Annotated in this window: 14 protein-coding genes and 6 pseudogenes; 8 read left to right on the forward strand and 12 right to left on the reverse strand. The window is 53.4% G+C overall.

Annotated elements, in window-relative coordinates; genetic code table 11:
- The first annotated feature begins 49 nt into the window (after window positions 1-49).
- The 5 genes from OAN307_RS12975 (at window position 50) to OAN307_RS13000 (ending at window position 4382) form a co-directional block, all read left to right on the forward strand.
- Complete coding sequence (locus OAN307_RS12975) at window positions 50-937, forward strand: tyrosine-type recombinase/integrase (protein ID WP_015500172.1); 888 nt, start codon at window positions 50-52, stop codon at window positions 935-937.
- Window positions 938-948: 11 nt separating this feature from the next.
- Complete coding sequence (locus OAN307_RS12980; protein WP_015500173.1) at window positions 949-2142, forward strand: IS91 family transposase; 1194 nt, start codon at window positions 949-951, stop codon at window positions 2140-2142.
- Between the two features lie 598 nt (window positions 2143-2740).
- The gene (locus OAN307_RS12990; protein ID WP_015499070.1) at window positions 2741-3193 is read left to right on the forward strand and encodes a MarR family winged helix-turn-helix transcriptional regulator; all 453 of its coding nucleotides are present in this window, start codon (window positions 2741-2743) and stop codon (window positions 3191-3193) included.
- 65 nt (window positions 3194-3258) lie between these two features.
- Window positions 3259-3492: a DUF2798 domain-containing protein gene (locus tag OAN307_RS12995; protein WP_015499071.1), complete on the forward strand. Its 234-nt coding sequence runs from the start codon at window positions 3259-3261 to the stop codon at window positions 3490-3492.
- Window positions 3489-4382 (forward strand): NAD(P)H-binding protein, encoded by an 894-nt coding sequence (locus tag OAN307_RS13000; protein WP_015499072.1) that lies wholly within the window; start codon window positions 3489-3491, stop codon window positions 4380-4382. The genes OAN307_RS12995 and OAN307_RS13000 overlap by 4 nt, the downstream gene beginning before the upstream one ends.
- Window positions 4383-5052: 670 nt before the next feature.
- Here OAN307_RS13000 and OAN307_RS13005 read toward each other — a convergent pair.
- On the reverse strand, window positions 5053-5994 hold the full coding sequence (locus tag OAN307_RS13005) for an IS1595-like element ISOan10 family transposase (RefSeq protein ID WP_015498511.1): 942 nt from the start codon (window positions 5992-5994) through the stop codon (window positions 5053-5055).
- 41 nt (window positions 5995-6035) lie between these two features.
- Window positions 6036-6560: a hypothetical protein gene (locus OAN307_RS13010; protein ID WP_044043694.1), complete on the reverse strand. Its 525-nt coding sequence runs from the start codon at window positions 6558-6560 to the stop codon at window positions 6036-6038.
- A gap of 174 nt (window positions 6561-6734) precedes the next feature.
- On the opposite strand from OAN307_RS13010, the pseudogene OAN307_RS13020 reads away from it, so the two are divergent.
- A pseudogene (locus OAN307_RS13020) lies at window positions 6735-8163 on the forward strand (IS3 family transposase).
- A gap of 57 nt (window positions 8164-8220) precedes the next feature.
- Window positions 8221-9027, forward strand: a pseudogene (locus OAN307_RS30080) (IS3 family transposase); the annotation flags it as partial.
- A 218-nt stretch (window positions 9028-9245) separates the two neighbouring features.
- Here the strand turns inward: OAN307_RS30080 and OAN307_RS13035 are convergent.
- The 5 genes from OAN307_RS13035 to OAN307_RS13055 are packed head-to-tail and all read right to left on the reverse strand — an operon-like array spanning window position 9246 to window position 14798.
- Window positions 9246-10874 (reverse strand): FGGY-family carbohydrate kinase, encoded by a 1629-nt coding sequence (locus tag OAN307_RS13035; protein ID WP_015500179.1) that lies wholly within the window; start codon window positions 10872-10874, stop codon window positions 9246-9248.
- Window positions 10875-10893: 19 nt separating this feature from the next.
- On the reverse strand, window positions 10894-11622 hold the full coding sequence (locus OAN307_RS13040) for an SDR family oxidoreductase (protein ID WP_015500180.1): 729 nt from the start codon (window positions 11620-11622) through the stop codon (window positions 10894-10896).
- Between the two features lie 18 nt (window positions 11623-11640).
- On the reverse strand, window positions 11641-12897 hold the full coding sequence (locus OAN307_RS13045) for a sugar ABC transporter permease (protein ID WP_015500181.1): 1257 nt from the start codon (window positions 12895-12897) through the stop codon (window positions 11641-11643).
- The gene (locus tag OAN307_RS13050) at window positions 12894-13700 is read right to left on the reverse strand and encodes an ATP-binding cassette domain-containing protein (protein WP_015500182.1); all 807 of its coding nucleotides are present in this window, start codon (window positions 13698-13700) and stop codon (window positions 12894-12896) included. The genes OAN307_RS13045 and OAN307_RS13050 overlap by 4 nt, the downstream gene beginning before the upstream one ends.
- A 60-nt stretch (window positions 13701-13760) precedes the next feature.
- Window positions 13761-14798 carry an ABC transporter substrate-binding protein gene (locus tag OAN307_RS13055; RefSeq protein ID WP_015500183.1) on the reverse strand — a complete coding sequence of 346 codons (1038 nt, stop codon included), beginning with the start codon at window positions 14796-14798 and terminating at the stop codon, window positions 13761-13763.
- Window positions 14799-15051: 253 nt separating this feature from the next.
- Between OAN307_RS13055 and OAN307_RS13060 the strand changes: the two genes are divergently transcribed.
- Window positions 15052-16050: a LacI family DNA-binding transcriptional regulator gene (locus tag OAN307_RS13060; RefSeq protein WP_015500184.1), complete on the forward strand. Its 999-nt coding sequence runs from the start codon at window positions 15052-15054 to the stop codon at window positions 16048-16050.
- Window positions 16051-16294: 244 nt separating this feature from the next.
- Here the strand turns inward: OAN307_RS13060 and OAN307_RS13065 are convergent.
- From OAN307_RS13065 to OAN307_RS31310, 5 genes and pseudogenes are all read right to left on the reverse strand, one after another.
- Window positions 16295-17756: pseudogene (locus OAN307_RS13065) on the reverse strand (IS1182 family transposase).
- A 153-nt stretch (window positions 17757-17909) separates the two neighbouring features.
- A pseudogene (locus OAN307_RS30085) lies at window positions 17910-18443 on the reverse strand (transposase); the annotation flags it as partial.
- Window positions 18444-18571: 128 nt separating this feature from the next.
- A pseudogene (locus OAN307_RS28030) lies at window positions 18572-19026 on the reverse strand (helix-turn-helix domain-containing protein); the annotation flags it as partial.
- Window positions 19027-19237: 211 nt separating this feature from the next.
- Window positions 19238-19887 (reverse strand): annotated as a pseudogene (locus OAN307_RS31305) (transposase); the annotation flags it as partial.
- Between the two features lie 179 nt (window positions 19888-20066).
- Entirely contained in the window at window positions 20067-20339 is a 273-nt protein-coding gene (locus OAN307_RS31310) for a hypothetical protein (protein ID WP_083903222.1), read from the reverse strand.
- Window positions 20340-20766 lie beyond the last annotated feature (427 nt).

Raw genomic sequence — 20766 nt, forward strand, 5'->3', positions numbered from 1 at the left:
GAACCTGACTGACGATTGAGCTTTCTCAATCAACGTACAGGAGATTTCCATGACACATGAGAAGATGAGCCCGCTGCGTGAGCGGATGATCGAGGACATGCGCATCCACGGTATGGGTGACAAAGCTCAGAAGGCCCACATCCGGGCGGTTAAGCATTTTGCCGGGTTCTTGAAGCGATCCCCTGACACGGCAACGCCGGATGATCTGCGCGCCTATCAGCTCCACATGACAGATACTGAAGTGACGCCGCCCACATTCAATGCGCGGATCATGGCGCTACGGTTTTTATTTGGCACCACCTGCGACCGTAAGGGTATGAAGCGCTATATGCAATTCTGCACGCAACCGCGCCGCCTGCCGACGGTGCTCAGTATTGAAGAAGTTGCAGAGGTTATTGCTGCAGCCCCTGGGCCGGGCCTCAAATATCGCGCGGCCCTCAGTATTAGCTATGGAGCGGGTTTGCGGGCGTCTGAGGTCTGCAGCCTGAAGGTCAGTGATATTGATAGTGACCGGATGCTGATCCATGTCGACGAGGGTAAAGGTGGCAAGGATCGCAAGGTGATGCTGTCGCCCGACCTACTTGATTTGCTGCGCGACTATTGGCGTGAAGCCCAGCCTGCGGGATGGTTGTTTCCTGGAAAGCCCAAGATCAACCCAATCTCGGCAAGACAGCTCAGTCGGGCGTTCAATTCGGCCAAGCATGTGGTCGGCATATCAAAACCCGCCACCTTGCATACCCTGCGGCACAGCTTTGCGACGCATCTGCTAGAAGCCAACATTGATGTGCGAGTCATTCAGGTCTTGCTCGGCCACGCGAAGTTGAGCACGACAGCGCGCTACACCCACGTCGCCACCAAAATCATCCGAGACACGCCCAGCCCGTTTGAAGCGCTCAAGAAGTTGGACATTGAGAACTTGCGTCACCGACCGGGATAAGGCCTTGCCAGTTGGCCAAAACGAAACTGGAGATCGCTGACATTTTCCGCGCACACGGACCCGAGTGGCGGCGGGCCAATGCTGGGCATGTCAGCCTCAGCCAGCTCAAAGTGATGTCCTCCATTGAGGCCTGCCGAACCGAGGCGCTCGGCGGGCATGTGGCAGCGTGCACCAAATGCGATCATCAGCACATCGCTTATAACTCGTGCAAGAACCGCCACTGTCCCAAATGTCAGGGACCGGCAGCACGTGACTGGATGCAAGCGCGGGCAGATGATCTGCTGCCTGTGGAATACTTCCACGTCGTCTTTACCCTGCCTGCTGAGATTGCCCGCATCGCATATTGGAACAAGAAGGCCGTCTACGGCCTCTTGTTCAAAGCGTCGGCAGAGACAGTGACGACCATCGCCACAGACCCCAAACGCCTCGGCGCACGCGTCGGCATGACCAGCGTGCTACATACTTGGGGGTCGGCCTTGACCCATCACCCGCACGTTCACATGATCGTTCCGGGCGGTGGGTTGTCGAAAGGCGGCAACCGCTGGATCGGTTGCAAGCCGGGATTCTTTTTGCATGTGCGAGTTCTATCACGGCTGTTCCGTCGCTTGTTTATCGAAGGGTTGCTGGCCTTGCACCGTGCAGGCGAGTTAGCCTTCTTTGGCGATTTGGTTGGGCTGTCCGACCCGCAGGCCTTCACTGCATATCTGACCCCGATGCGCAAAAAGGAATGGGTCGTCTATGCTAAACCACCCTTCGGTGGCCCCGAGGCGGTGCTGGCCTATCTCAGCCGATATACACACCGTGTGGCAATCTCAAACAGCCGTTTGATCAGCGCTGACGCCAACACCGTCACGTTCAAATGGAAAGATTATCGCGTCAAATCAGGCGACAAACAGTCCGCCATGCGCATTGCAACAGATGAGTTCATCCGCCGCTTTTTGATCCATGTGCTTCCGGACCGCTTCCACCGCATCCGTCATTATGGTTTGCTGGCAAGCTCACAGCGCAAAACTAACATCGCAAAAGTCCGCGCGTTTCTTGGTGCTCAGCCCCCCAAACAAGAAGATGCGCCGGTCGCTGAAGTCATCCCGCTCACACTACGAGAACCATGCCCAGACTGCGGCGGCGCAATGCGCATCATCGAGACCTTCCGCCGCGGCCAAAAACCACAATCACGCGCACCACCACGAAAGGCCGCCGCATGACGAGACGCACGTCATCAATCAACGACCACAATCTGAAACGCATCGCGTTCTGGGCTGGTATCAGTTTGTGCAAAGGGAAGTTGACGAGCGGCAAAGCGTCTAAGACGGTGCCAAAACAAACCGAAAAACGAGCCACACCGCTTCAAATCGTAGGGGAACAACGACAAAATCTATCGCCCCGCAACACCATCAGCAAAACTAGATTGGCGCTTTCCCCATAGCGCTCTTCCAGACCCCACGGCTTCCTCCTAGTCATGTTTCCCAACGCGGGCAACCGTCGCGCCAAAACGAAAACCTGCGTTCAGGCCCGCATCGAAAAACCTTAAACAAACCTGCCGTTTGCATGTTCGTTATAAATGTCTGCTTCAAATGTAGGGCGGACAGCCTAAGCCTTTAGACCTAATCTAATCTTGTCAGCCATCCTTTTCAAATGCCATAGTTGACCATCCCCATCATCGTCTGGGCCACGAGCCACCCCACCAGTCAATTCTATACCTGATAGCCGGACGTCCGTGTGGCCTTAGTCTACGGTCAATAAACTGCTTGACCTCAAACCAGTTGCTCAATATATGTAATTACGATAGTTGGAGTTGATATTATGAATGAAGAAACTGAAGTACTAAGAGTTCGCCCGTTCGAAAGTGAGCGCCAGAAAGCGATGTTCAACCTTGCTTACAGTTACCAAATGATTCTTGGGCTAACTATGCAGGTGCTCAAGAAATATGAACTCAACGATCAGCATTATAATATTCTGAAGATCCTTCAGGAGGCAGATCCTGCCCAACTTCTGATTGGGGAGGTAAAAAAACAACTGATGGACAAGCGGGGCGACCTGAGCCGTCTCATTGACAAGCTGGTGAGAAGAAACCTGGTTTTGCGTGAAACCAACGTAGAAAACCGGCGAGAAGTCCTCGTTGCCATTGGCAGGGAAGGGGTCACGTTGATTGTCGATATCGACCGGCAGCTTCGCGAGGAGAGAGACACGAAGATCGGGTTGTCGGAACCGGAGGCGAAGCAGCTCAATACCCTTCTAGATAAGCTAAGAGGTTGACTCTTCGCGCATTTACTTTAACATATGTAACAACAAATTATGTATCAACACAAAAGGATTACCTAATGTTCGTCAAACCCGCAACCTTTGGAATGCTCACCGGCCTTATGCTGGGACTAGTGATGTCATTCTCAATTTCATTCGTCTTGCTCTTTTTCAATCTTGGCCCCGTGCCCGATTTTCTAGCGATCTGGCTAAAGGGCGCAATGACGGGCTTCGCGATTTCGATCCCCATTGCTCTTGTCGCCCAGCCCTTGATCGTGCGGCTCCTTAATCGTTATCTTAAGGTGCAATCATGAGTGGGATCCAAGGCTCAAAAGCGTTGACCGTCGTTGTTGGCGCGGCTGGAACTGTCGGGCGCGAGACGATGAGTGCTTTGGCATCAAATGGCCCGGTTCGCGGCGTTGTACGACGCCCATCAATCGACACACATGTTCCGTCTGCCACCTACGTTATGGTCGATCATGAAAGCACCGACGACATGGCGAGGGCCATGATGGACGCCCAAAGCCTTGTCATCGTAATGGGCACAAGCCCCCAGTTGGTTGCAATTGAGAAAGTAGCGATCGACGCTGCACTTAGGGTGGGTGTGTCACGGATTGTGAAGATATCCGCACCCATTGTGCCGAATGTGGAAGTATCTCGGTGGCACCAAGAGAGTGAAGATTACCTTTCCAAAACAGGGTGTGACTATACGATCATTCGCCCCACAGCGTTTATGCAGAACTGGCTTCGAAACGCTAAACCAATCAAATTCACAGGGCGCATTTTCGGATCATCTGGCTTCGGCGCTCGCAACTACGTCGATGTACGTGACGTTGCCACCATCGCGGCGCAAGCGGCACAGCAATCCAAATCAAAGAAACAACTGGAGCACATTTTAGACGTGGCAGGGCCAGAGGCGCTTAGTCACCAAGAGGTTGCCAATCGTTTGTCATCCGTACTTGGGAAGAAAATCTCATTCGTTGATATGCCGCCTGAGGAGTACCGAAAGACCTTAAACAAGAAAGCGCGCCTTGCCCCTTGGCTGATTGATCATCTTGTCGAATTAGACACATTGGCTAAGGCACATCCAGAAAAGGGCAGCGGCAGTATCAAAAGGCTGACCGGAAGGTCGCCGCGAATCTTTGATGAGTTCATATACGAGCATCGCTCTTCATTTGAGCGACCAACCTTCTGGTCGATTTAGACCCGACAGATTTGCAACTCCTATGTGGCGCAAAACTCATGAAGCTTTCCTCCAGGTATGCCGTACCAGGTCGACCATAGTTCCACTTACTGGACTATTAGCAGACATTGGTACGTCAGCTGCATCTGTCACAAAGGGCTCCTTGCCGCCATTCGCTGCAGGAAGCACCAAGGTCGGCTAAGGGACTGAAATTACTAGAATAAGTCTAAGTGCGAGCACGCCAACAATAACTGGTCGTCTGCTCAAGTCAGCCTGCACTTCACGAAGCGCGGTTGGAAAAAGCCTGTCAGTCACGTTGAATACATATCCGTTTACGAATTGAACATTGATGCGGTTTGCCATCGTACCCAAGAATCTTGGCAGCTTTATCAACAACTGCCAAGAAGAAGGATAGCCCATGTCACTTGACCCAATTCTGAACGCCTCACTTGTCATTCAACTCCACGTTATAGCAGCACTTTGTGCCGTGATCGTGGGACCCTTGGTTCTGTTTCGGCGATCTCGGGATGCCTGGCACAAGCGTCTTGGGAAGGCTTATCCCTTTTAGTCCGGTTGCCCCACATGTTGACGCGGCGCAGAACCTCGCCCTTGTGGCTTGAGAGGCGGATCGGATCAGTTTGTAACATCTGGTGGGTTTATGGGGCGTGGCTTTTGCCGTGAACAAGGGCCTTCAGGCGCGCTGTTCAACAAAATCACGATATGTCGCTGGGCCAATACCAACACCGATCCCCAGCAGCGTGTCGAAGGCGCTTCGCATGTGTCGCCGTCGGTTCCAGCGGAACACAAATTCGTCGAGATAGCGTTGCAGATGGCATTTTCTGAGGCCGTGGAAGACGCCTTTTGCCCACGTTTTTAGGTTGGAGAACACGCGGTGGACCCAGTGGAGTATGTCATGTGCCTTCTTGCCGCTGACGACCTTCGCCTCATGCGTGTTTGCAGGGGGATTTTCGTAACCTAGCCAGCCATCCGTGATGACGTGAGCGCCAGGCTCTACAGCCTGACCAATGAACCCGTGTAGCGTCTTTGATGCGCCGTCGGGAATGTGTTTCATCCTGATACGGCGCGGATGTCCGTCTCTTGATAACTCGACGGCGCAGACGACAAACATCTTTCCGACCGGGCTCCGCCCACCCTTTGGCCGGTCCTCGGGATCATGCCGGGACCGGAACGGAATCTCTGTTTCATCGATCTCGACAAGGTCTTTCAGGGGGTTGCGGTCAGGGTTGACCATCGACCGCCGCAGCTTTTGCAAGAGGAGCCACGCCGTCTTGTAGCTGCCAAGGCCAAGTTGCGCCTGAAGTTGCAGCGCTGACATGCCGTTGGAATGGCTGGTGATGATGTGCGCGGCAAGAAACCAAATTCGCAACGGCAAATGGCTGCTGTGCATCACCGTGCCAGCCGTCACGGATGTCTGCCGTGCGCAACCGGCACATTCCCAAGTCGCGCGATTTCGCTTTAACGGCCAGCCCTTGCAGGTGCCACAGGAAGGACACACAAAGCCCTCAGGCCAACGATGTTCCGCCAGATAATGCGAACACGCTTCCTCATCAGAAAACCTGGCGTCGAACGCCGGGCGGGACATGGGTTTGTCGTTTTTCCATCTGGCTGGCATGGGTAGAACAATACAAGAACATTGTAGATTGGCAAGCCGCTTCACACTACATCAGGTGCCGCCGGAGCAAAGGGGATAAGCCTTTCAGACGCATTTGATTGCAACGACACTCCGTGGACAGCTTGGTTCATAACAGGCATCAAATCCATGAGTAGGCTCATCGCTTCCTCCGGAATCGCACCTTGTTTTGAAAGTTCTTCGGCAAGAGAGCGCAGCGAATGAGGTCGTCCGCGGACACTAGGTCCCAGCATAACATCTTCCGCGATCTGCCGAAGTCGGCGTTCAACCTGAACTCGTAGCATAGCAATCGCTAGGTTTGGGTCATTGCCCTCGAAGTACATGAAAGCATTTACATCTTCTTCATCAGGGGTTGTGTTAGATGCGTCCAATTTACGCTCAACTTTGGAGAAAACGATCTCCAAGCCACCGGGGGCACTGATCTTCTCAATTATCCCTAACGCCCAAGGGACAATAGCCACTGCTAGCGCACCTGCCGCAATAGGGGGAATTTCCTTCCCGAACGTATCAAAAAAAGCAACTACAACGCAAAAAACACTAAGAGCCACCTTTGCCCTATGGCTGCGCCAAAATGGACTTAGTCGTCTCACAACTCTGCACCAACCGAATATATTTAATTACTCAATAGCACATTGACCTTGTTAGTCAAAATTGTCTGACGTCAGCGCTTCTATTTGATAAGAGAGTGTTGTTGGCTCATCGTAACCACTGAGGAGTGGGACATGAGACAGACAACTGGAACACGCAAAAGCCCGGGTGAGAAGATCGTCAAAGATATCAAACGGGCGACCCGCAATCATTATTCATCTGAAGAGAAGATTAGGATCGTCTTAGACGGTCTGCGTGGGGAAGACAGCATTGCCGAGCTGTGTCGTCCACTGCCCGGCAGTGCATGTTTACATGCACGAGAGGGGTGAAGGCATCTCCCAAGGCATCTACTACAAATGGTCCAAGGACTTTATGGAGGCCGGTAAGAAGCGCCTTGCGGGCGATACCGCCCGCGCCGCCACAACCGACGAGGTGAAGGATCTGCGCCGTGAAGCACGTGATCTGAAGGAAGTCGTTGCGGAGCAAACACTTGAACTCCGCTTGCTCAAAAAAAGCATGTTCGACGGTGGGGGCGACCACGAATGAGGTATCCCGCATCAGAGAAGCTGGAGATCATCAAGCTGGTCGAGGGGTCGCATCTGCCGGCCCGCCTGACTTTGGCCAAGCTCGGCATTCCACGCACCACATTCTACCGTTGGTATGATCGGTATTGGCAGCGTGGTGAGGCTGGCTTGCAAGACCAATCTCCCAAGCCAAAGCACGTCTGGAACCGTATTCCTGACGAGGTGCGACGTCGGGTTGTGGACCTTGCGCTGGAAGAGACAGAACTGTCACCGCGTGAACTGGCAGTGACCTTCACAGATAAGGAAAGCTACTTCGTATCAGAGGCTTCCGTATGCCGTATGCTGAAGGCGCATGACCTGATCACCAGCCCAGCCTTCATCGTCATGAAAGCCGCCAGTGCGTTCAAAGACAAAACCACAGCGATCAACCAGCTTTGGCAAACTGACTTCACCTATCCCAAGGTTCTGGGATGGGGCTGGTTCTATCTCAGTACGATCCTAGACGATTACAGCCGTTACATCATCTCCGCTGCCCGGCAGGGTATTGCGCAGCAATGTCCCGAGAGGGTGGAAACTCTGCACCAATATGCGGGCTGAGGACGTGACTGACACGCTCGACTTGGCCCTTAAGGCGTCCGGCTGTGATCAGGTTCACGTCGTTCACAAACCACGGCTGCTGAGCGACAACGGATCCAGTTACGTATCCGGTGACCTGGCTGAGTGGTTGCAAGGGAAAGGCATGAAGCATTCTCGCGGCGCGCCATATCATCCGCAAACACAGGGCAAGATCGAGCGATGGCATCAAACCTTGAAGAACCGCATCCTCTTGGAAAACTACTTCCTGCCAGGTGATCTTGAAGCCCAAATTGAAGCATTCGTCGATCACTACAACCACCAGCGCTTCCACGAGAGTCTGAACAACGTCACGCCGTCTGACGTCTACTTCGGCCGTGACAAAGCCATTCTACAACAAAGGGAAAGGATCAAACGAAAGACACTCGAAGCGCGCCGCTTGCATCACAGCCTGCACGCCACATAATGACACCAACCAGATGAGCCGAACGCTCTCTTAATTTAAGCCGCCTTTGGTGCCAAAAACCCTGACGACGTACATTACACACCAGTTGGGGTGAATGCTGAGACGCTTAAGCTGATGCATGAGATTGATCGGATATTTACGAAATATCCATTCTTTGGCAGCCGACAGATAGCAGCCTATTTGCCCCAGTCAGGGTTCTCTGCGGGTCGGCATCGTGTTCGTCGCATGATGAACATCATGCCTTGCCCGGCAGGCGATGCAAAGCATCGCTGAGAGGGGGTTGCAGGCCATCTACAAGGGGCCGAACACCAGCAAGAAGCACCCACAGCACCGCATTTATCCATACCTGCTGAGAAAGTTGGCAATCACCCGACCCAATCAGGTCTGGTGCAGCGACATCACCTACATACCCGTCAAGAATGGTTTTTTGTATCTGGTGGCGATCATGGACTGGGCAACGCGAAAAGTGCTGACTTGGCGGCTCTCAAATACGTTGGATGCTAGCTTCTGTGTTGAGGCACTAGAGGAGGCTATCGCCCGATACGGCAAGCCAGAGATCACGAACACGTCCAGGGCAGCCAATACACTGGCGCGGGTTGGATCACAACTTTGACCGAAGCCAACATCAAAATATCAATGGACGGACGCGGCCGCTATCTCGACAATATCTTCATCGAACGTCTGTGGCGATCCCTGAAGCAGGAGGCCGTTTACTTGCATGAAATCACCGATGGGTTCCAAGCAAAACGGATCATCGATACATGGATTGGGTTCTACAACTCAGAACGCCCTCACACGGCCCTTGATAAGCGAACACCGGACATCGCATACTTTGGCCATGCGGAGATACGAAAAACGGCATGAACATAAATCAGATGCATCTTAGCCAAGCCACATACCTGTCCTGAAAAGCAGGACCACTTCAATCGGCTGCTTCCAAGTTTTCGTTTCAGGCATTACGAGACACAAGGTATGCCGCTAACTCTGTTCCATTCCAATAAGAACCTACAAATAAAAACTTATTGCAACACAACTTTCCATTTTTTGGGCGCGGATCAGTGGATCTTCTAAATCATCCAATATCACTCACGAGCAGCTTGTCGTGCTACTGATTGCAATTGTTCAAATATTCTAAACCGATGATCATGAAGTTCACGCATCTCGCCAATTTCGGGCGTATAGCGTGTCCCAAACGATGACATATGTTCCATTGCAATGTGGATATTCGCCTCAAGTCCTGCGGCCACGCTCCCCAAAATTGCAGCGCCTAGAAGAACGGGTTCCTCGGCAGCAGGTGCCGCGATTTCAACACCCGTTGCGTTTGCCAGAAGTTGGCGGACCATATCACTGCGGCCGGCACCACCGCTGATGACAATTCGTTCGACCTTGGCACCTGCTTCGTCCTGTGCCTCCACGATCTGGCGTAGCCCATACCCGATGCCACAAAGCCCAGCGACGTAAAGTGAAACGATGCTGTCGAGATCATGTTCCATTCCCAATCCGGCGATGACCGCACGGGTATGGGGATCAGCGTGCGGCGCGCGGTTTCCAAGGAATTCCGGCACGACATGAACTTTCCCCGCAAGCACGCTGACATCCACGCCGTTCTCCACTTGAGTTTGCGCGTGTTCAGCCAGCCAATCAGGCAAAGATTGACCTTTTTCCGCAGCTAAAGTGTGTGCTTTTGACGCATAGGGATGGAAATCCAACAATTGATCGATCGCTGCGCCAGCAGCGGATTGACCACCCTCGTTAAGCCAGAGACCAGGTACCATTGCTGAATAATACGGCCCCCACACACCGGGAACAAAAACAGGCTCAGTGGTGGACGTCATCGTGCATGAGGACGTGCCAAACACATACGCCAGATTGGCTTGCGCCCCGCCACCACCCAGTGCACCAACGGACCCAATGCCACCTGCATGGGCATCGATTAGCCCAGCTGCAACCGGTGTGCCGGCGATCAGGCCAAAGTCCTCAGCTGCCTGTTTGCAAAGCCCCGTGCCAAGCGCGGACCCTGCTGGAACAACGTTTGTGCCAATCCGTTTGAACCCCTCGTCAGCGAGTTCACCCAGCCCAATGGAGTGAAAATAATCTGCGTCCCAGCTGTCCTCTTGCGCCATGTAGGTCCATTTACAGGTAACTGTGCAAGTCGAGCGCGCCAAATCACCAGATGCGCGCCATGTCAAAAAGTCAGTAAGGTCCATAAATTGCCAGGCTTGCGCAAACACTTGGGGACGGTTTTCTTTTAACCAAAGCAGTTTTGGCGTTTCCATTTCTGGTGAAATACGCCCGCCGACATAGTCTAGAACGCGGTGGCCGCCCGCGTTAATCCGCTCAGCTTGCTCAACCGCTCGGTGATCCATCCAGACCATAATATTGCGTTCGGAATGCGTGGGGTCGCCGACTGGCAACGGCGCGCCGTCCCCGCCAAGCACCACAAGCGAACACGTTGCGGCGAACCCGATGCCTTTAATCTGGTCGGCTGGAACACCAGACGCAGCAATTGCACCGCGCACTGATGTTGCGACAGCACGCCAGATTTCTTCGCTGGATTGCTCAACAATGGTTCCGCCCGCGCGGTAAAGAGAGGTTGCGCATGTGTCCGTAACGACCATGCGACCGTCCATGCTGAAGACACCCGCACGGGCACTTCCCGTGCCTACATCGATACCTATTATATAGTTTTCTTCAGTCTGCATTTCAGACATGATGCCCACTTTCTAACTTTTAAAGATCGACGCTGTTGGGCAGGATCACTAAATCACGGATCACAACACCACGTGGGCGCGTCAACATGAACAAGACTGCCTCGGCCACCTCTCGGGGTTGCATCAACGACTCGTTTGCAAGCGCATCGTCCATTTTTTCTTTGGGCCAGTCGTCCAGCAACGCTGTCACAACTGGCCCTGGGAGAACGGCACCCATACGGATACCGTGTTCGCTGACTTGGCGACGGGTCGAATGTAGGAACGCCTGTACTGCAAATTTTGACGCAGTATAAATCGGCTCCCACACCACAGGCACAACGCCAGAAATCGAACTGGTAAAAATAATATCCCCCGTCTTTCGCGCAATCATGGCAGGCAACACAGCCTGCACGCAACGGAATGATGCGTTGATGTTAAGGTTCAACATACGGTCCCAGTCGTCGGGGTTTCCTTCGGCGGCAGCACCGCCGACATACGCCCCAGCATTCGCGTGAAAAATATCAAGTGGACCGACCAAGTCCTCGATCAAAGGTAGCATCCCAGACACCTGTGGGCCGTCCAACAGGTCAAGAACCAAGGGCTTGGCATTTTCGCCAAGTTCGTTGCATAGGTCGTTCAACCTGTCCTCAGCACGGTCAATCAAAACGACCTTTGCGCCTTCTTCAATCAGGATCTTCGCACAGGCAAGCCCTATTCCCGATGCAGCACCAGTAATGGCGGCAGTTTTATTTTCCATCGTTTTAGTCATAATATTTCCCATTTTAACTTAAGCACGACCACTGTTCGCGCGTGACCGACGGGCAAGTGAATCTACGATGACAGCAATCGCAAGGACCGCACCCGTAATCATATACCGCAGCGAGGAACTGAGGTTCAGCAATGTCAGACCATTCGAAATCGCCATAATCACGAGCACACCCAACAGGGCAGACCATGCAGATCCCCTGCCGCCAAATAAAGACGTTCCGCCGATCACAGCTGCCGCGATTGCGTTCAGGTTAACGTCGCCAGTCCCCGCCTGCTGGCTTGCAGAGGCTAACCGCGCCGCCGCGAATACGCCGCCCAAGGCTGCCAAGGATGAACAGACAACGAAGGCCGAAATGCGAATGCGCTGTACATTGATACCAGAACGCCGCGCGGCCTCTGAGTTGCCACCGACAGCGAACATAGAGCGTCCCCATTTTGTGCGCACCAATGCGTAATCCAGCATCACGACAAACAGAACAAAAATACCGAACATCCACGGCACACCGCGGCCCTGCTCAAGGTAGAAAACTGCGAAAACCAATGCAACGGTCAGAATTACAGCTTTTGCAATCGCCACGCTTAACCCACTCGCCGACAAGTTTGCCGCACGTCGCTGTGTATTGGTACGCATACTGACAAACACGATCACCGCCCCGGGAACAACCGCAAGGCAATAGGAAAGCCATGCTGGCATAATCAGAATCTGACCGAACCGAACCAATGGCGATGTGAACGGCATATTGATAGACCCAGTTGGTCCCAAAATATAAAGCTGCAGGCCCAATATCGCCAGCAAACCAGCCAAAGTTGCGACAAAACTTGGCATCTCGAACTGGTTGCGCAGAAAGCCATAAAGCGCGCCAATAAGTGCGCCAGTAACCACAACCGCAATGATCGCGAGAGGCAGGGGAATGCCGGAATTGACCCAAAGGACGCCCATTAAAGCAGAACCAAGTCCGCTCATCGACCCGATGGACAAATCAATTTCGCCAAGTAACAAAACACAGACCACGCCAAGCGCGATCAGACCCACGGCGGCAGCATCAAACATCAGATTGACGAGATTGTTGGGAGCGAGAAAAATAGGGTTCAAGATGCTAAAGACAGTAGAAATTAGGACCAATCCAATCACGACAGGTAACATCCCCAGATTGCCAGAACGAACCTGATCCAAGAAGCCGCGAAGGGCCCCCGACAATCCCGCATCGTGTCGAACACGCGTATCGGCGCGATCAAGCTGGGGCGCAGATGCGTTGTTCGGTGTATTTTGTGTCATTGGTCTTCCCCAACTTCTGCGAGTTTACGAGCGGCCCTGCGCGAAACGGAGTTTTCACTTGCTCCGGTGATGGCAGACACAAGGTCTTGATGTGAAACATCGGCGTCAAACGTGCCACTATTTTTGCCAAGGCGCAGCACGACAACCCTGTCAGCCACAGCGCGCACATCTTCCATATTATGTGAAATCAAGATGACGCCGTGCCCACGGTCCCGCACGCGTTCGATCAAATTCAAAACTTCTGCAGTTTGGGCAACGCCCAAAGCGGCTGTCGGTTCGTCAAGCATGATGATTTGCGGATCCAGCAACAAAGAGCGCGCGATCGCCACGGTCTGGCGCTGCCCACCAGACAGGGAGGCTACGGGTTCACGGACCGAAGGAATACGCGCAGCAAGCTCTTTCAAAAGCGTCCAAGCACGGACCTCCATTTGCACTTCGTCCAACTGCCATGGGCAGATTTCTTGCCCCAAAAACAGGTTGGCAACGACGTCAAGATTTTCACACAGCGCTAGGTCTTGAAACACGGTCGCGATCCCCATCTTGAGCGCTTTGCTCGGGGTATCCAGCGAGACCTTTTCACCTAAGTACTCAATCGTGCCAGAGGTTGGTTGGTGCACACCAGCCAGCAATTTTACCAATGTGGACTTTCCTGCCCCGTTGTCGCCCACCAGCGCCACGACCTCGCCTGCATGAATATCCAACTCGATGTCCTCGAGGGCGGTCACGGCACCAAATTGTTTTCCAACACCGCGTAGGCGTAGAAGCGGCTCTCTCTTGTCAGGGCCTGCGATGTTTTCAACCATAATAAACTCTTTCAATGAAGCGGTATGCGGCGCCAAATGTCCGGCGCCGCATATTGTAGGTTACTCGATGCCAAGTGCGTCACAAGCATCGGCATATTCCGCCGTGCAAACATCTGCAGCAGCTTGAATACCGGCATCAAAGATTTCTGCTTTGATGTTTTGCTGCGTAACGACCGCTGGAACGAACAACTGTGACGGCGTATTGTACAGGGTCGATGTGGCCTCAGGTGTTTCACCATTGATCAGCATCATTGCAATTTCGGCTGCAGCGGCAGCAACGATTTCGGATGGCTTTGAAATCGTGTTGTACTGGTCACCTGCAATAATCAGTTGAAGTGCTGCAATCGTTGCATCGTTGCCTGTAATCGGTGGAACTGGGTCCACACCGGCTGCTTTCATCGCTGCAATCGCACCACCACCGGTGCCATCATTTGCAGCCACGATGCCGACAATATTACCACCAAAGCGGGTGATCTGACCTGCTGCCCATTCCTGTGCCTTTGGTGGAGCCCAATCGGGCGTGTCAAATTCCGACAGCGTCACGTACGGCGATGCGTCCAGTGCACGATCCACACCATCACGGATTAAGCCGGCAGCGGCGTCAGTTGGTGAGCCGTTGATTTGCAAAACGCCCGCGCCTTCGGGAACGCCTTGGGCTTTCAAGTGGTCGATGAGCGATTGCGCAATGGCAAAGCCAATGCCTTCGTTGTCAAAAGATACGTAGAAATCCGCAGGCGAGTCTGGGATTGGGCGATCATATGCAATGACCTTAACGTCTTGTGAGTGGGCAATTTCAACCAGTGCGGCGGCCGCAGCGGAATCCACGGGGTCAAGCACAATCACAGTCGCACCCTGCGCGATAACAGAATTGAACTGTTGCTGTTGCAGTGCAACGTCCGCATTGCCGTTCTGGTAAATTAGTGTGCAATCAGGGCAAAGCTCCCCCATCGCGGCCTGAAAGCCCGGCCAGTCATGATTTTCATATCGGGTCGACGCCTGATCCGGCATTAAGAATGCTACGGTCTGCGCGGTGGCTGCAGTCGCAAACAGGGTTGCGACAAGCGTTGATGCCGCCGCCAGTGTTGTTGTCGTTTTCATTGTTGTTCCTCCAAACAAATTCGCGCCCGCCCATGCGGTGAGTGACACTCAAGAAGAGAAGAACGACCAGTCGCAACCCGCCTCCACGGATCAAAATGGTCAAATATTCAAACTCCTCCCAGCGCATCACGCAGAATACGCAATCAACAGTGACGTTTGCACCATCGATTGAGCAAGGTTGCTCCATCGGTTGAACTACGTCAAGTTACTTCGAATAAGTATTCGGATTGAACCAAGGACCGTACAGTAAGAGATGGAAAAAGAGTCAAAGAGAACAACAATCTATGATATTGCAAAACTTGCAAATGCCTCACCAAGTGCGGTGAGCTCAGTGCTCAACGGAACTTGGGAGAAGCGGCGAATCAGCCGCAAATTGTTCGAACGGGTCATGCAGATTGCAGAGGAACAAGGCTACTCCGTCAACGTACCGGCCAGCCTTTTGCGTCGGGAACGATCTAACATCGTGGGCATGATCGTTCCGAAATACGACAATCGTTATTTTGGTGAGATTGCAGAGCAGTTCGAGGCCATGGCGCGCGCTCGTGGTTTTTTCCCAGTTGTCACCTGCACCCAGCGTGACCCCGATTTGGAGTTTGAGGCCGCAAAAGAACTCATCTCCTATCAAGCGGAATGTCTGATCTCGACTGGCACGACTGACCCAGATCGCATTTCAGCGTTTTGTGCCGCATCAGGCGCTCAGTCGATCAACCTCGATCTTCCTGGCAATAACGCTCCTTCAGTGATTTCTGACAACCATAGTGCTGCAATAGAACTCACCCAACTCATTCTTGATCGTTGCGCACAGGATCTCGACTGGTTTGGACCGTTGCGTTTCGTTGGTGGACGACTGTCAGACCACAACACGGCTGCGCGCTTGGCAGGCTTTATGGAAGCCCATCGTGATCGCGGAATTTCGGTGCCCGACTCCCATATCATGTCGACCGGTTATTCTGCGGAATGTGCAGCACAGGTATTGGAAAACTTCGCTCCAGACGGACCTGCTGGCCTATTCGTGAACTCGACAATTTCACTGGAGGGCGTCGTGCGCTGGCACAGCGAGCTTAAAAACCACTCTGATTTGGTTAGGTTCGGGTGCTTTGACTGGGACCCCTTCGGATCGTTTTTACCGGGAAATGTAGGCATGGTTGAACAAGACGTCACAACAATGCTGACCAAAGCCTTTGAATTGATTGGCAATCCCAACAGTGCAAACCAACAGATTTTGGTGCCATGTAAGTTGCGCGTCTTTTAAGACAAAACAAAGTGCACATATGCAATAAGCGCCTCCCAAATCATCGTCGGCAGGGGCTCGCAGCAGCCGACTGCCGCCCAGAACAAACTCCTGTTCCGCGACAGTTTGAATGTCCGCTCTCGACATTATCGCACTACCACCTCGCAATCGCAGTGAAAGTCCGTTCTCCGCCGATTCTGTTGAAAAACACCGTGTTGCGCGTGCAGAAAGTTGGGCGTCGAACAGGGCGCAAGCGCCTTTCTTATCAGGCTTTGCACGCTTGCTGCGTTGCAGGAAGGATCTTGGCTAGTTTGCGGAGGTTTTGGGCGGTTGCTGCGAGTAGAAATTCGTCATTTGCGCCGCATGGTCCTCGTAATCGAAGCCGTCCTAGCCCCAGGATGCGTTTGAGGTGAGCGAAGAGCATCTCGAGCTTTTTCCTCAGTCGCATTGAAACGGCGTATTGCTTGGTCTTAGCAATATCGCGGGCGACCTGGCGGGCGTCTTCGTGTTCTTCGCGGGTGATCTTGCGCACATCTGCATTCGGGCAACATTTAGGTTTTGAGGGACAGGCTTGGCACGACAACTTTAGCGCCTGATACTTGGCGACGCCCTTGCCGTCGGGGCCTCGGTTCGGGTCGGAATAGTTGCGGCGGAACTGCTTGAGCGCTTCGCCTTCCGGGCAGATGTATTGGTTGTTCTCAGCGTCCCACTCAAAATCAGCGCGGCTCCATGTTCCATCTGTGCGACCCGCTTTGTCCCCTCTCGTGCATGTGAACATGCATTGCCGGGCAGTGAATGACAGGGATGTGGGGCGCGATCTTACGATCCACGAGCCAGCCAAGCATTGGGCCAGATCCGTAAGCGGTATCTGCGATGATACGTTCAGGATCCAAATCGAACTTGTCTTTGACCCGGTCCAGCATCGTGCGCACCGACCCAACTTCAGCCTGTCGGATTGATCGGGTAGCTTCAACATCAACGATGACAGCATGGTCTGTGTCGATCAAATAATCAGTTGAATATGCAAAGAACGCTGGGCCTTTGCGGGCGGCAGTCCATTGACTGGAAGGATCAGAATGAGATGTGAACTTGGGTTCCACCTCGCTGGCTGCGCCGAATGCGGCATCATCCAAAACATCAAGGTATTCTCGAACGGCGCGCGGTGCATCCTCAGGATCGATGGTGCTCTGATCCCAATCTTCCTTCGGTGTTGAGTTCTGTTTGTTGGCGTCTGCCTCTATCAGGCTGGCATCCGCAGCAAAGCGTTGGCCGCTGACCAGTCCCTCAGCGATGCACCGCGCCACGGTCGTCTCAAACAAGTGACGCAGCAGATCGCTGTCGCGGAAACGGCCGTGCACTGCCCGGCAGTGGTTTGCTTGCAAACCATGAGAGGGGCGGTTCTTGGAGAATGTCGAATGGTCCGGCACGCGATCCGTCAAATCGAGGCGGCAGAACCACCGATATGCGAGGTTCAGATGACCCTCTTCGCAAAGCCTACGCTCCGAACGAATGCCGAGACAATAACCGACCAGCAACATCCGGATCAGAAGTTCGGGATCAATCGAGGGACGGCCGGTGTTGCTGTAAAATGGCGCCAGATGCTGACGGATGCCAGACAGATCAGCGAAGCGGTCAATGGATCGCAGCAAGTGATCCTGAGGGACGTGATCGTCGATCGAAAACTCATAAAACAACGCGCCTTGCGCCTCTTGCTTCGGTCCCAACATCGCAATCACCCCCCGTTATCAAGGATAATTGAATCAGCCGGAGAGCCTCAAATCAAGAAGATTTTTTCAACAGGATAAGCCGATTTTGTTGAAAAACACGGTGTTGCTGGTGCAGAAAGTTGGGCGCCGAACAGGGCGCGAGCGCTTTTCTTTTCACGCTTTTTGCATTTGCTGCGGTGCAGGAAGGATCTTGGCTAGTTTGCGGCAGTTTTGGGCGGTCGCGGCGAGGAGGAATTCGTCATTTGCGCCGCATGGTCCTCGTCATCTCAATCTGCCGTCCCAACCCAAGAATGCGTTTGAGGCTTGCGAAGAGCATTTCGACCTTCTTTCGCAGTCGCATTGAAACGGCATATTGTTTGGTTTTTGGCCCCTCTCATGCATGTAAACATGCACCGCTGGGCAGTCGGTGTCGCGGGCAACTTGACGTGCGTCTTCGTGTTCGTCGCGGGTGATCTTGCGAACATCGGTATTCGGGCAGCATTTGGCTTTGGATGGGCAGGCCTGACAGATCAGTTTAGGCCCACGATATTTTGTCCTGCCCGTCATGGTTGGGCCTCGACTGGGATCGGAGGAGTTGCGGCGGAACTGCTTGAGCGACTGACTTTCTGGGCAGATGTACTTTTCGCCCTACGGGTCCCACTCAAAATTAGCGCGGCTCAGGGTGCCATCGGTGCGGTCAGCGTTATTCCCTCTCGCGCATGCTACGCAATACCCTGCCGGGCAGCGGAGATGATGTAGCGGCTGTGATCGCCCACCCCTTTCATGGTTTGCGGGTCGTTTCGACGAAACGACTGGCGAACCACTGCCGGTCAAGGGATCGTACTGAGATAGAACCAGCCCCAGCCTATGATCTTGAAATAGGTGAAGTCGGTCTGCCAAAGTTGATTGATTGCTGTGGTTTTATCTTTGAACTCACTGGCGGCTTTCATGACGATAAAGGCCGGGCTGGTGATCAGGTCAAGCGCCTTCAGCACGCGATAGACCGAAGCCTCTGATACAAAACGGCTTTCCTTGTCTGTGAAGGTCACGGCCAGTTCCCTCGGTGACAGTTTCGTCTCCTTCAGCGCCAGCTTGACGACCTTGCGCCGCACCTCGTCAGCACCTCTCATTGATACTGCGTATCAACTGCCAGGCAATGAATGCGGTTCCAGACGTGTTTTGGCTTTGGTGATTGATCCTGCAAGCCAGCTTCGCCACGTTGCAGATATCGGTCATACCAACGGTAGAATGTGGTGCGTGGAATGCCGAGCTTGGCCAGCGTCAGACGGGCCCCTCTCGGCGTTTGCTAGGCAAAAGTCTGCCGGGCAACGGTCGCACGCTTGAAGTCTTTGACGATCGATCCGCCAGGGCTTTTGCGTGTTCCGTTATTCGGGGAAAACGCCCCACTGGGGCCTTTTCTGATCACTCCAACCCTGTCTCATAGAGGTGGTCCCAGTAATTCGACCAGTTTGCGGCCAACTTAAGGTGGATCAGGGTTTCATTTAGGCTGCTGATCTCATTGGTTCTATTTTTCTGTCATAGGCTTCATCTGGGGTCAATATTCCGTGCGTGGAATGTGGCCGTTCTGCGTTGTAGTACGCAATCCATTTTTCAATCCCGGCGCGTGTTTCTGAACCGGTTTCAAATGCATTGAGATAGATGCATTCATATTTCAGGGAGCGCCAAAGTCGTTCGATCATCCGGTTGTCCGTTGCCCGGCAGTGGTTTGCTCGCAAACCATGAGAGGGGGGCCAGCGACCTTTACCGTCCATGCACTGCCCGGCAGCGCATGTTTACATGCGTGAGAGGGGATATCCTTACGTCCGCATCCTTCAGTGCATTTATCCATTCAAAGCCAGTGAACTGACTGCCCTGATCCGTTGCCCGGCAGGGTTATGCGCAGCATGATCCCGAGAGGGGCTGTTCATTATCGCTGGTTTCCCATATTTTGCGATGGCCTCTTTCAGGGCTTCAACGCAAAAGTCAGCCTCCCACTGCCCGGCAGTGGTTTGCAAAGCAAACCGTGAGAGGGATGCTGTTTGACAAACGCCAACTGATAACTTTACGGCTGAACCAGTCCACTCCTCTCGGCGTTTGCTACGCAAAAGCCTGCCGGGCAAAGGATCGCGACCAGATACAGAAATCCGCGCCGCCTCGCTGCCCGGCAGTTGATTGCAAAGCAATCAATGAGAGGGGGAATGTAGGTAATATCAACGCACCAGACCTGATTTGGCCGATCAATCGTCAGCCCCCGAAGCAGGTAAGGATAAATCTTATGCTGGGGGTGTTTCTTGCTCGTGTTTGGCGTCTGATAAATAGGAACCAATCGCATCAGGCGGCGAACGCGATGGCGACCGCATGTGTGACCATGACGCTGCATGTGTCGTGCCATTCACTGCCCGGCAGTGCATACGGAGTATGCATGAGAGGGTGCCGAGATCCATACCATGGCGTTTCCAAGAACTGCTTGTCGATCAATTCCATGAACCGCAGGTTCTCAGCACTCTCGCCTTTTGGAGCGTAATACAGATTTGAACGTGCCAGCGACAGCATCTGGCATTGCCGCCGCACGCTGACCTTCGGATGGTTTCTTTCAATGCACATCTGCCTGCGATCCTTGCTCAACGATCCCAGGCGCGTTTCAAAAAATCGCGCTCCACCACCAACTGACCAATCGTGGAATGAAGTTTGTCTATCGCGGCGTCATCGACCTGCGCTGGATCACCGCCTCGTTTAGAAAACCCCGCAGCCATATTCTTAATCGCGGCGCGCTTCCAAGTCCCAATCTGCGTAGCCTCTCAGTGTTTGCAAGCAAACACCTGCCGGTAATAGATGCACGCCGTATTTTTTCGATAACTCCGCCATTGTCATTTCTTCGCAGATCGCTTCAAGCGCAACCTTGGCCTTGAAATCCCCCTCTCATCGTTTGCGAGCAAACAACTGCCGAGCAGTGGGACGAATGGTTCTTTCGTTTCGTCATTTTGGATCATCTCTTTCACAAGTTGATCCACCTTAACTACTGGCCCGAATT

The sequence above is a fragment of the Octadecabacter antarcticus 307 genome (assembly GCF_000155675.2).
GTDB classification, from domain to species: Bacteria; Pseudomonadota; Alphaproteobacteria; order Rhodobacterales; family Rhodobacteraceae; genus Octadecabacter; species Octadecabacter antarcticus.